Origin of the sequence: Moraxella sp. K127, assembly GCF_015223095.1 — a bacterium.
GTDB lineage: Bacteria > Pseudomonadota > Gammaproteobacteria > Pseudomonadales > Moraxellaceae > Moraxella.
Window position 1 is genome coordinate 1 of sequence record NZ_JADFBZ010000068.1, and the last position, 12,525, is coordinate 12,525.

Below are 12,525 nucleotides of genomic sequence, written 5' to 3' on the forward strand. Positions count from 1 at the left end.
TATTTTCGCCCTTTTTTATGTTTTTGGTTTCATGGAGTGCGTGCCACACATCTTTGATTGATAGTTATTGTAAATTGATAAAATAATATTTATAATCAAGGTTGGAAAGGCTTTGGTTATATTATTATTGACCCAACTAATGGAACGGGGGATTATCTCATTGATGGTGTGGCGAATGGGGGGGTTTGCTTTTGTTGTTGGTTTAATGATAGGTGTTCTTATACAGACGATTTTAATAGGAATACAAAGTAAGCTGTTTGTAGGAATTAGCGGTGCTGCAATTGCAGAGCTAACGATGGTATTAGCCCCAGTTGTTATTATGTTAACTATTTTAGTTGGTTTAATTTTAATTAATGATGATAAGAACCATACAGGATTAATCTGCTTAGGTGCTGGTATTAGTGCTGGAGTGGGAACAACAGCAGTTCTCGATTCACTGTTTTTAAGTAAAGTTTTGTATTCTGGAGCTCTTGGGGGTGCAATAGGTACAGGTTCTGGGCTTCTCGGAATAGGTTCTTGCTTTTAATAAGGTTTGTATACTATGACAACAAATGTTAAATTTTTATTACTACTTATTGTAACAATTATTATGCTCTATTGCATGTATACAGGTATGGGTGCACACTCTTACTTTTTCCTTATATACCCTATATTATCAATACTAATACTTTTTTTAGCAAGAAAATTAAAATAGATGCAGAGTGTGAGTCTAGTAAATCTTTAGCATTAACAAAAAAATGCTTTTGAGTTATTAATAAATTAAACAAACACATTTCTGACTTGTAATAAAGAGATTATTATTAATACATCTATTGCTATTGGTATTGGAGTTGCTATATTTGTATCTGTTAGTAGTATTGAAGTGGGTACAGTAGGTACAGGTACTCCAGTTGCTGTTTTAGTAGCAAGTTTTCTTGCAAGTTTAATACCTTCTACAGCACTAGCAGCAAATAATGAAGAATGCGAAGCAAAAATTCAATGCCCAAAGGCTAGTAAATTTCATCTAAAGACAATTGATGTATTTGGCTTCGAACATCAATACAAGGAAGAGTATGGTTTAAGTCCTGTTTCACATTTTGATATATGTGCATGCAAAGATGGTGCAATTGTTTTTGCTTCACCAGCAGGAACCTGCAATAAATCTGGGGCAACATATATCCCTAGCTACGAAAGATGGCAAAATCCAGTTGTATCATGGGAAAATAATTAATGATAAGATTTATTGAGATATCAGTATTACTATCAGTTGATGACTATGTCAATTTACAAAAAATTGACATGAATTCATTAAGAAATTTTTCAACTATTCGGCTTTCACGGAACAAAGAAATCTATATTTGTAAAACTCATAAATTAGATATAGATTTCAATTTATATACAAACATGTATAGTCTAAATGATCTAATTTATAACTATTTATTAGAATTTAATAAAATTAGCGAAATTTCACATTTATTTAAAAATTGGTCTAGTCTTTATATTATTTACGATAACGATTCTAATGAATATGAGTTAATAAATTTGGATAATAAAACCATAAAAAAACTCGCTGAATTAGGGTTAGCCATACAAACACATATTAATAATTTTGAATAACCTTAATAAATTTTAAACCCCACCACTTCCAAAAAAGGCTTATAAAAATCGGATTTGGTGGGGTCTAGCATTTGATTGATATAGTTATTACAAATTAATAAAATAATATTTATAATCAAGGTTTGAAATGCTTTGGTTATATCATTACTGATACAACAACTGGTATGGATGCTTATATGATTAGTGGTAGGTTTAATGGTGGGGACATAACTCTGCTAACTGGATTACAAAAAGTTTTTCAATTTCTTGGTTGGGGAAATGCTTTCAAAAGCCTACTAGCAATCATTTCTGGAACGCCTTCTGCATTTTTAGGAAGCTTAGCTAGAGCATTTTTTGCAACTTCATTTCTACTTGGAGTAATTAAGTTAGCATCTAACTGCAAATCAACCTTATTATCTGAAATTACTTTAATAGGTATGACAGTTTTAACTTTAGTTATCATAGGGAGTTGGTTTTATTTGCTGCTCCCGCTCTAGTAGTTCTACTTAGTATGTTCACTGTAGGATACGTTAATTCACAGTTAGTATCTAACGTAGTTAATACTAGAGTCTGCAAAGAAGGGTAATTCAATGAAAAATTACGGTGAAACAAGTATCAGAAAAGGTTTTTGGATAGAAGCTCTTCTATGGGGTATATCCGTGGTATTAGGATTAGTTTTTGGGATTACTCATATAATATTACTGTTTGTTTTTGGAATTATTCTAATAATGTTGCAAAATATGAAAAATGGTAAGTTAAGTAAGGCTGGAGTTTTTACTATTTTAATCTCTTTTTTTCTAGGTATTATACAATTTTATAAAACTAAATTATGAATCGGAATCTAACTTTTTTCCTACTCAGACTAATTCAATCTGGATTTGATAAGGACGATGATGCAAGCTGGCGTACAAAGCTACTTTGCCATTAACCAAGCCCAAGATACTATCACCACCAAACAACACAGTAAGATATGACTAGACTAATTTAAACCCCACCACTTCCAAAAAAGGCTTATAAAAATCGGATTTGGTGGGGTCTAGCATTTGATTGATAGTTATTGTAAATTGATAAAATAATATTTATAATCAAGGTTGGAAAGGCTCTGGTTATATCATTATTGACCCACAGACTGGCTCAGGGGCTTATCTCATTGACGGTGGTGCAATTGGAGCATTTATAGCTTTCTTCTTAGGTGATACTTTTGCTGAGCTGTATCAGGAGCTGTAAACAATTTATCTTGTAGAGAAATGCCATGAACAATATAAACAATTTGGATTATATCTTACTAATTATTTCTTCATTAATAGTTTCGTATTTTATTTTACTGAAATATAAGGATTATCATCAGAGCTTAAAGATTAAATATTATTTTCATTTTACCAATCTCATTTATTCGTTTTGTGGCATATTGTCTTTCTATTTGGCGTTGGAAATGTACAATCAGGCATTTATTCAATATAAAATTGAAGGATTAATGAAGCTATTTATCATAACAATTATTTCAGCAGTTGTTATGCCTATTATCTGGAAATCTAATATGCGTAAATATATGAAATAGCCAGTAAAAAGGGCGATGATGCAAGCTGGCGTACAAAGCTATTTTGCAATTAACCAAGCCCAAGATGTGATTGCTAAACAACATGGCAATGTGTTAAAATCCCCCTTTATGGCGTATGGTAGCTTTGCGACTTATATTCACCCAAATAAACGCTATGGTATTATTTTCGGGGGAAGTTTTAAGGGCATGATGATGGATATTGACCAATTAATGTATCAAGCGGTAAGTCGTGATAATGATAACAATGAGTTAAAAGGCTTTATCCAAAGTCAGGGGGTTGCTATCATCTATAACAATTGGAGGTAATGTCTTGGACTGGCATATATTTGGTAACGTCCTAACCAATTTAGACTGGATTTATATCATTCCATCAGCATTATTGCTTATAGCATTAGACATTAATAGAACTAGATACAAAAGCAATCCTTATGTTTGTATAATGTTAGTATTTATTTGGTTTATAACATTAGCTACTTTAGCAAATATATATCCTGTTTAATAATGAACTTTATGTGTTATAGTCAGATTATCCCAAAACTTAGCCTATCTAGCGGTGTGATGACGGATATCCGTGATAATGTGGCGGTGGGTCGTACTATGGCACTTGAAAAGACGATTAACTATAAGGGCTGGAAAGGCTCTGGTTATATTATCATTGACCCACAGACTGGGAGTGGGGCTTATTTAATTGATGGGGGTAATAATGGGGGGGGTGGGCTGCTTTATATAATGCATTGGGTATATTATTACAATTCTTTTCATATGTTGCAGATTTTTCCTCAAAGCTACTTCAAATAGCACAATACTCCAATGAGTTGAAAGGTGCAATTAGTGTTTTAGATGATGTTTTAGGAAAATATTTTGTTGTAGCACGATTTACCCAAACCATAGGTGGTATATTACTTGCTGAGTCGTAGAAAACCATAGGCTTTTGATATATGCTAATTATTATTATCATAGCAACAATCTTTTGTATCTATTCATTAAAATCTTACATTATTCAAAATATACTTAGTATGTTATTATGGGAGAGAATAGATATCTATGATTTGACAAAAGAAATTGTATTAACTGAAAGATTAACGCTAAAATCGGGGGTTATGGAGTTTTTTGAGCCTTGTGTTAGTTTTAATCTTGTATACAAAGGTCATGAGATTAATGAAAAATTAATTTTTCATAAAAATATAAACACAACAACACATAGACAAAGAGAAAATTTCTTACAAAGAATAGAATATATAACATTGTATATAAACCCTAGAAAACCTACTCAGTACTATATTGTTAAGCCAGAAACACAAATTCATTTTTTGTTACTTGGTGGTATGTTATATATTTTTGCATGGATACTAAATGCAATGGAAATATAGTATAATAATACAATTCTTTATAACTATATAATTTATATAAATTAATTTTTTATGTTTTTTTACATAAACCCCACCCTAACCAAAAAGGTTTATAAAATTCGGTCTTGGTGGGGTCTGACAGTTCATCGGCGATTTTATTTGCAAACTCATCGGTACTAGCCCCAACAGGGGCATAACTGCCCAACTCTGGCAAATTCACCAGTTTTGATAAACCAATTTTAATTGGCAGAATGGCAAAAATTTTGTATAATAAAAAAAACAATTGTATGCACTTATGAAATTTAAAACCATTCTCTCATCAAACGGCATTCACCGCCTACACCATACTTTTTTTATCCCCAAAGGCGACATCAACGCCACCTTGCTTATCGTGCATGGTATGAGTGAGCATAGTGGACGATATGCTGATTTTGCTCAGTTTTTAGCCAATCATGGTATTTTGGTCGCCACTTACGACCAGCTTGGGCATGGGCAGACGGTCAAGGACAAATACGAGCTTGGTTTTATTGATGAAAAACACCCCGTCCAAGCCCTGTGCAAAGACGTGGTCATCATGGCGGACAAATTAAAAGACAAGGCACGCACGCTGACCGACCGCCCCACCCCCCATTACATCATGGGACATTCTATGGGGTCATTTATCGTGCGGACGGTGTTGACCCACCACGCCACGAGCTTTGACGGGGCGATTATCATGGGGACGGGCAACAGCTTTGGGCTTATCAACCGCTTTGCCCTAACCACACTTGGGGTGATGAATTATGTGAATCCAAAACGCCCCAACGTCCGCTTTGCCACACTCCTAAACCACTATCTACTCTCGCAAATCCGCTCGCCCATATCGGCATCGCCTTTTGCGTGGCTGACCGAAAACACCGATAGCATCAAAGCCTTTGAAGCCGACCCCTTATGCGGTTTTGCGTTTAGCAATAATGGCTTTGTCGCCTTGCAAGCCCTTATCAAAAAAGCCACATCGCCCACATGGTACGCCCACACGCCCAAAGATTTTCGCATTTTGCTCATAAGCGGTAAAGACGACCCAGTCGGACGCATGGGGCAGGACATTGATGAACTACAAAACGAACTCATCAAAGCAGGGCAAAACGTCCGCACGCACCTATATCCCAATATGCGACACGAGCCACTGCATGAGACGGATAAAGATAGGGTGTATGGGGATATTTTGGGGTGGATAAAAAATCATATCATTGATAAAAACAATCAAAAATCTCAATAAAATCAGCTTAAATTATGCTAGAATAAAGCGTTATTTACTTCACTTAGGAAATTGTTATGTCTTTACAAAACATCATTGAAACCGCCTTTGACAACCGTGCCAACTTTGGGGCGAGCGACTGCCCTGCTGATGTGCGTTCTGCCGTTGAAGAAGTGCTTGCAGGCTTGGATAATGGTTCACTTCGTGTTGCCGAAAAAATTGACGGCGAATGGGTGGTTCATCAATGGGTCAAAAAAGCGGTACTGCTGTCCTTTAAAATCAATGACAACAAGCCGATTGAGTCTTGCGATTTACGCTTTTTTGACAAAGTGGACACCAAATTTACCGATTGGATAGAAGAAGATTTCAAAAACGCTGGCGTGCGTGTCGTTCCCCCTGCCGTGGCTCGTAAAGGCTCATTCATCGCCAAAAACGTGGTGCTCATGCCGTCTTATACCAACATCGGTGCGTATGTGGACGAAGGGACGATGGTGGATACTTGGGCGACCGTTGGCTCATGTGCCCAAATCGGTAAAAACGTCCACCTATCAGGCGGTGTGGGTATCGGTGGCGTGCTAGAACCCCTACAAGCAAACCCCACCATTATCGAAGATAACTGCTTTATTGGTGCTCGCTCTGAAATCGTGGAAGGCGTGATTGTCGAAGAAGGCTCGGTCATCTCTATGGGTGTGTATATCGGTCAATCCACCAAAATCTACGACCGTGAAACAGGCGAGATTCACTACGGACGTGTGCCAGCAGGTTCGGTTGTTGTACCAGGTAACTTGCCAAGTCCATGCGGAAAATACAGCCTATACGCCGCCATTATCGTTAAAAAAGTAGATGCTCAAACTCGTGCCAAGACCAGCCTAAATGACTTATTGCGTACTGAGTGATTTAAATAGCACGACCGTCTTTTTAAAACAAACCCCAAGAAGATGTTTGGGGTTTGTTTTTGTATTGGCGGTGTTTTTAGGGTTTATCAAAAAACACACTCCTAATCCGCAAAAACATCACGACCGCCAAGACAAGCCCCGCCACGACCACCACGCCTTTACTAATGGGAGCGATAAACTCTGCCACTTGTTCATAGTTCGCCCCAAGCACATAGCCGGCATACGCCAACAGAGTCGTCCAAATGGCAGAACCTAATGTCGTCAGCACCAAAAACGGCAACATCGGCATACGGTTCATGCCGGCAGGGATAGAGATGAGCGAGCGAATGGCGGGTATCATTCGCCCAAAAAATACCACCGCCTTGCCGTGTTTGTTAAACCAATGGGTCGCATTGGTGATGTCGGACGGCTTGATGAGTAGGTATTTGCCGTACTTTTCGGTCAGAGTGTACAGGCGTTTTTCATCAAACACCGTCCCTAGATAGTACAGTGGCAACGCCCCAAGCACCGACCCTGCCGTCCCTGCGATGATGACAGCAATGATGTTCATGTTGCCTTGACCTGCCGAAAATCCCGCCATTGGCATGATAAGCTCGCTCGGTATGGGCGGAAAGACGTTTTCCAAAAACATCATCAGCGTAACCCCTGCCAGCCCAAGCCTATCCATAATCGCCAAAATCCACGCACTCATGCTATCCATGAATACTCCCAATCTTTAAAAAAAGGTCTTATCATAACAGAAAAAATACTTTGTTGGCAAAGGTAAATTTGATATAATGGACAACCAACCCTTTATTTATGATGAGAGCCTTATGACCACATTTACCGAACAAAAAAATGCCGTAACCCACATTGACGGTGCCTTGCATGACAATGCCAATCTGCGTATTGGGATTGCGGTAGGGCGGTTTAATGGTTTTTTGGTTGAAAGTTTGGTAGAAGGGGCGTTAGATGCTCTGCTACGTCATGGCGTGCTTGGCGAGAACATCACGGTGGTGCGTGTACCGGGGGCATTTGAGCTACCCTTGACCGCCAAACGCATGGCGGTAACGGGCAACTATGATGCCATTGTCGTGCTTGGGGCGATTATCCGTGGGGCGACACCGCATTTTGACATCGTGGCAAGCGAGTCTGCCAAAGGCTTATCGCACGTGGCTCTACATCATGACATTCCTGTGATTAATGGCATTTTGACGACCGAAAACATCGAGCAAACCATTGAACGTGCTGGCACCAAAGCAGGCAACAAAGGCTATGAAGCAGGTATGACCGCCATTGAAATGGTCAGCGTGTTAAAGGCTTTATAATCTCTATCATATCAATTTGGCATTGTTTTACATTAAAAATGTCGGGGCAAATTGCAACTTGCCCCAAATCATAAAACAATGCCCCATTTTTTTATTTTCCCATTAAAAGATGATTTTAATGCAGTATTATTTTAAGGCTAAATATGACCACACCCAACCCCCAAAACGACCAATTTGACATCAACGAAACTGGCTACAAAACCAGCTACACCGCCATTCGCAAGGCTCGCCGTTTTGCCGTGCAGGGTTTGTACGAATGGCTGATGACCGATTATCGTTTTGCCACCCAAAGCCGTGATTTATTAGGCGGTAATGAGCCACATACCATTGTCGCTCGCACTCGTAGCGAAAACGCCATGCACACCGTGCATTTGGGCTATTATCATGAGCTGATGCGTGAGATTCCGATGAAAGCAGGCGAGCTGATTGTGGATATCGCTCGTTATCTTGACCGCAGTTTTGACCGCCTTGATATGATTGAGCGAGCGATATTGCTGATTGGGGCGTATGAATTAAAATACAGCTTGCATATTCCCTATAAAGTGGTGCTTGATGAAGCCATGCAATTAAATACCCATTTTGGGGCAACTGATGCTCATAAATTTATCAATGCCATTTTGGATAGATATGCCAAAGACGTGCGAGAATTGGAATATCAAGCCAACAAAGCTGAGAAAAAAGCCAAAAAAGAAAGTGAATAATGAAAAGGGCGGATAATTCTGCCCTTTTTTAAAACCATCAAACGGATTGACGCATGTCCGAATTTTCCCTAATCTACACCCATTTTAAACACGCCACCACACGCCATGCCAATACCGTTTTGGGCATTGGCGATGATTGTGCGGTAAGCCACATTCCGCCAAATAGCCAGCTTGTCAGCTGTGTGGATACGCTCGTGGCAGGACGGCATTTTGTTCATGAGACCGACCCGCACGCCATTGCCTACAAGTCGGTGGCGGTCAATCTGTCCGACCTTGCCAGCATGGGGGCAGCACCTTACGCCATTTTGGTGGGATTGTCTTTACCAAAAGCCATGGCGAATGATGATTTTTGTCAAGCGTTTGCAGAGGGTTTGGCGGCGGCTTGCACACCGTTTGGGGTAGAGCTGATTGGGGGCGATACCACAGGCTCGCCCATTTTGGCGATTTCGGTTACGGCTTTGGGTTTTGTTCCGTCAAGCCAAGCAATCACACGGCAAGGGGCGTGCGTGGGCGATATGGTGTGCGTAAGTGGCACGGTGGGGCTTGCAAGCCTTGCCTTGCATGGGATTTTGGACGATTTGAACGCAGACGGACACGCCAACCGACCGCCAGACAGTCTGCCCCACGACCTACGCCAAGCCATGCAATACCCTGCCCCACAGGTGGCACTTGGGGAGCGACTTATCGGCTTTGCAACTAGCATGATTGACATCTCGGACGGCTTGGGGCAGGATTTGGGGCATATTTTGACGGCAAGTGGTGTGGGGGCGGTGATTGACCTTGATGCCATACCAAGCCATGCCCTGCTCGATGCCTTGCCCCACGCCCAAAAATGGCAACATCAAATCAATGGGGGCGATGATTATCAGTTGTGCTTTACCATGCCTTCTGCTAAACTTGATTTATTTAAAACCCAAAATCCTGATATGGCTATTTATCCGATTGGGCAAATTGTGGCGGATAAGGGATTGGTGTTTTTACATGATAAAAAACAAGTGGATTTATTGGTAAAAGGGTGGGAGCATTTTTGATGAATGCTTGTTAATTAAAAAGGCGTTAATCATGAATAAATTTATTTTGGTGGTTTTATTATCTTGTGGTTTATGCAATCAAGCATTTGCCAATAATCAATCTTTTCAAAAATTTATCCCCAAGGGATTTAAATTAACCGAAACACATTGCCAAGCTGATTTTAATAAAGACGGCAAAAAAGATTGCGTGTTACTCATCAAAGACACTAAAAAATCAGCATGGGAAAAAACATACTCTGGCGATATGGTGGATAGAAATCGGCGTGGGATTGTTATTTTATTTAAAACCAATCAAGGCTACCAAAAAGTTTTGGAAAATAAAGCATTATTTGCGTCCGAAAATGAAGATGGTGGCGTATATTTTGCCCCAGAATTGGAGATTGAAGCCGAAGGGAATAAACTTATCTTTTATTACGGTCATGGACGATATGGTAGTTGGCAATATCTTTTTGATTATCGCACCATTGATAATGATAAAGACTTTTATTTGATTGGCTATGATTTATCATCTAATCATGGTCCTTATATTGAATATACGCACAGTGTTAATTTTTTAACACACAAATTCCGCCATCAAGAAAATATGAATACTAACCAAGAAAATGATGTGCCAAATTTTAAAACAACTTGGCATACTTTGTCCAAAGCACCCATTCAAAAATTAAGCCAAATTGATGATATTGATGATGTGGGTTCTCGTTTGAGCGAAATACTTTATCATATCAAAACTCAATAAATAAGACCATAGAATGAGCCAAGCCACCAACCACAAACCCGACATTCGTAAATCAAACCCTTGTCCGCCCTGCCCGACCACCGCCACCACCTTTGAAAAATGCGTATATTGGCTGGGGATTGGCTTGGGTTCTGGTCTGTCCAAAAAAGCTGCTGGCACTTGGGGGACGGTAGGCGGAGTTATTATTGCCTTACCCATGCTTTTATTGGGGGTTTGGGGGTTTTTAATAATTACCATTATTGGTTGTCTGATTGGCAGTTATATTTGTGGCAAAACGTCTGATTTGATGAACACCCACGATGACCCGCATATCGTCTTTGATGAATGGGTAGGAATGTGGATTGCGTTATTGCCGATTTCCTACGATAAATTCTATGATTTTGGAGCAATCATAGAACATTATTATGGTTTTAAAATGTATGATATAACAAGCGATTATTTTATTGATGTTTGGGGTTATTTGATTATTCCATTTATTTTATTTCGCTTTTTTGATATTATCAAACCTTTTCCCATCAAATGGGTGGATAAAAATGTCTCTGGCGGATTTGGGATATTGATTGATGACATATTGGCAGGGGTGATGTCGGCGGTGGTATTTGTGGTTGTGATTTTATGAATTACCACCAAGATTAATTTGAGTATATTATTGATAAATGGCATTTCAAGCGGTTGTATAAATTTATCTGACTTTATGTTTTTCCACATTCCATGTTATAATAATTTTACCTATTTTAGTAAGGATTTACCATGTTAAACATCATCATTCTAGCAGGTGGCAAAGGCACTCGCATGAAGTCCGCCAACCCCAAAGTCTTGCAACCCTTAGCAGGCAAGCCCTTATTGGCACACGTCTTGGCAACCGCCAAACAGGTAAATAGCCAAAAAAATATCGTGATCTATGGGTTTGAAGGGCAAAAGGTCAAGGACGCATTTGCTCATGAAACGATTGAATGGGTGGAGCAAGCCGAGCAATTGGGTACAGGTCATGCTGTTGCCATGACGTTGCCGGTGTTGCCAACGGACGGTAAAAGTCTGATTTTATCAGGCGATGTGCCTTTGATTGGCGTGGATACCTTACAAAAGCTGGTAAATAGCCAAAGCCCATTTGCCATGCTGACCATGAATCTGGATAATCCGTTTGGACTTGGGCGAATTATTCGCAAAAATAGCCAAGTGGTTGCCATTGTGGAAGAAAAAGACGCCACAGACGCTCAAAAAGAGATTCAAGAAATTAATAGCGGTGTGTATTGTGTTGCTAATGAAATTTTACATAAATATTTAAAAAATCTAAATAATGACAATGCACAAGGCGAATATTATCTGACCGATATTGTCAAAATGGCGGTTGATGACGGCATTGATATTGATACGGTATCGCCCACATTCCAGTTTGAAATTGAAGGGGTGAATGACCGTGTACAACTTGCCCAATTAGAACGCACTTGGCAACAACATCAAGCCGAGCTGTTGATGAAACAAGGCGTGCATATCATTGACCCAAGCCGTTTTGATTTGCGTGGTACGCTGACGGTGGGGAAAGATGTGCAGATTGATATCAATGTGATTTTTGAAGGCGATTGTCAAATTGGCGATAATGTGCAAATCGGTGCAGGCTGTGTGATTAAAAACACAACCATTGCAAGTGGCACAGTCGTTGCTCCATATAGTATGTTTGATCATGCAACCGTTGGCGAAAATAACCAAATCGGACCTTTTGCCAGATTGCGTCCAAAGGCGGTAACGGCTGATGATGTGCATATTGGCAACTTTGTGGAGCTTAAAAACACGCAAATGGCAACAGGGGCAAAAGCCAATCATCTGGCATATTTGGGCGATAGCACCATTGGGCAAAAAACCAACATCGGAGCAGGAACCATTACCGCTAACTATGACGGCGTGAATAAATTTAAAACCGTCATCGGCGATGAAGTGCGAGTTGGTTCAAATGCGGTACTGGTTGCCCCTGTCAAGATTGGGGCAAATGCCACGATTGGGGCAGGGTCGGTAATTACCAAAGATTGTGCGGAAAATAAATTAGTGGTCGCTCGTGGCAAGCAAGTTACCATTGAAAATTGGGTCAGACCTGAAAAAGAGAAAAAATAAAATTTATGATAAAAAACACGGCTCAGAGA

At 39.7% G+C, this 12,525-nt stretch carries 16 protein-coding genes; 14 read left to right on the forward strand and 2 right to left on the reverse strand.

All coding sequences use genetic code 11. The features are described 5' to 3' along the window. The first annotated feature begins 112 nt into the window (after positions 1-112). Entirely contained in the window at positions 113-526 is a 414-nt protein-coding gene (locus IM753_RS11860; RefSeq protein ID WP_156065001.1) for a hypothetical protein, read from the forward strand. A gap of 336 nt (positions 527-862) precedes the next feature. Then, entirely contained in the window at positions 863-1,210 is a 348-nt protein-coding gene (locus tag IM753_RS11865) for a hypothetical protein (RefSeq protein WP_065255340.1), read from the forward strand. A 624-nt stretch (positions 1,211-1,834) separates the two neighbouring features. Here IM753_RS11865 and IM753_RS11870 read toward each other — a convergent pair. Beyond that, positions 1,835-2,038 carry a hypothetical protein gene (locus IM753_RS11870; RefSeq protein WP_194109368.1) on the reverse strand — a complete coding sequence of 68 codons (204 nt, stop codon included), beginning with the start codon at positions 2,036-2,038 and terminating at the stop codon, positions 1,835-1,837. Positions 2,039-2,165: 127 nt separating this feature from the next. On the opposite strand from IM753_RS11870, the gene IM753_RS11875 reads away from it, so the two are divergent. The 6 genes from IM753_RS11875 (at position 2,166) to dapD (ending at position 6,615) form a co-directional block, all read left to right on the forward strand. Continuing rightward, positions 2,166-2,408, forward strand: a complete 243-nt coding sequence (locus tag IM753_RS11875) for a hypothetical protein (RefSeq protein ID WP_065255337.1) — start codon at positions 2,166-2,168, stop codon at positions 2,406-2,408. A gap of 743 nt (positions 2,409-3,151) precedes the next feature. Then, on the forward strand, positions 3,152-3,439 hold the full coding sequence (locus IM753_RS11880) for a hypothetical protein (protein WP_065255335.1): 288 nt from the start codon (positions 3,152-3,154) through the stop codon (positions 3,437-3,439). 252 nt (positions 3,440-3,691) lie between these two features. Continuing rightward, positions 3,692-3,931, forward strand: coding sequence for a hypothetical protein (locus IM753_RS11885; RefSeq protein ID WP_194092754.1), 240 nt, complete (start codon positions 3,692-3,694; stop codon positions 3,929-3,931). Positions 3,932-4,071: 140 nt separating this feature from the next. Beyond that, entirely contained in the window at positions 4,072-4,503 is a 432-nt protein-coding gene (locus IM753_RS11890) for a hypothetical protein (protein WP_065255332.1), read from the forward strand. Positions 4,504-4,777: 274 nt separating this feature from the next. Next, the gene (locus IM753_RS11895) at positions 4,778-5,740 is read left to right on the forward strand and encodes an alpha/beta fold hydrolase (RefSeq protein ID WP_065255330.1); all 963 of its coding nucleotides are present in this window, start codon (positions 4,778-4,780) and stop codon (positions 5,738-5,740) included. A gap of 56 nt (positions 5,741-5,796) precedes the next feature. Then, the gene (dapD, locus tag IM753_RS11900) at positions 5,797-6,615 is read left to right on the forward strand and encodes a 2,3,4,5-tetrahydropyridine-2,6-dicarboxylate N-succinyltransferase (RefSeq protein WP_065255329.1); all 819 of its coding nucleotides are present in this window, start codon (positions 5,797-5,799) and stop codon (positions 6,613-6,615) included. Between the two features lie 76 nt (positions 6,616-6,691). Here the strand turns inward: dapD and IM753_RS11905 are convergent, their stop codons facing one another. After that, positions 6,692-7,315, reverse strand: coding sequence for a DedA family protein (locus IM753_RS11905; protein ID WP_065255328.1), 624 nt, complete (start codon positions 7,313-7,315; stop codon positions 6,692-6,694). Positions 7,316-7,427: 112 nt separating this feature from the next. Here IM753_RS11905 and ribE point away from each other — a divergent pair, with 112 nt between their 5' ends. From ribE to glmU, 6 genes are all read left to right on the forward strand, one after another. Continuing rightward, a complete protein-coding gene (gene ribE / locus IM753_RS11910; protein ID WP_029103191.1) occupies positions 7,428-7,922 on the forward strand; it encodes a 6,7-dimethyl-8-ribityllumazine synthase in 495 nt (164 codons plus the stop codon). 143 nt (positions 7,923-8,065) lie between these two features. Continuing rightward, positions 8,066-8,623: a transcription antitermination factor NusB gene (gene nusB / locus IM753_RS11915; RefSeq protein WP_065255327.1), complete on the forward strand. Its 558-nt coding sequence runs from the start codon at positions 8,066-8,068 to the stop codon at positions 8,621-8,623. A 53-nt stretch (positions 8,624-8,676) separates the two neighbouring features. Beyond that, a complete protein-coding gene (thiL, locus tag IM753_RS11920; RefSeq protein WP_194109369.1) occupies positions 8,677-9,654 on the forward strand; it encodes a thiamine-phosphate kinase in 978 nt (325 codons plus the stop codon). A gap of 31 nt (positions 9,655-9,685) precedes the next feature. Then, positions 9,686-10,390, forward strand: coding sequence for a hypothetical protein (locus IM753_RS11925; RefSeq protein WP_062500474.1), 705 nt, complete (start codon positions 9,686-9,688; stop codon positions 10,388-10,390). A gap of 13 nt (positions 10,391-10,403) precedes the next feature. Then, on the forward strand, positions 10,404-11,009 hold the full coding sequence (locus tag IM753_RS11930) for a phosphatidylglycerophosphatase A (protein WP_194109370.1): 606 nt from the start codon (positions 10,404-10,406) through the stop codon (positions 11,007-11,009). A gap of 131 nt (positions 11,010-11,140) precedes the next feature. Then, on the forward strand, positions 11,141-12,496 hold the full coding sequence (gene glmU / locus IM753_RS11935; protein ID WP_065255325.1) for a bifunctional UDP-N-acetylglucosamine diphosphorylase/glucosamine-1-phosphate N-acetyltransferase GlmU: 1,356 nt from the start codon (positions 11,141-11,143) through the stop codon (positions 12,494-12,496). The last annotated feature ends 29 nt before the right edge of the window (positions 12,497-12,525 follow it).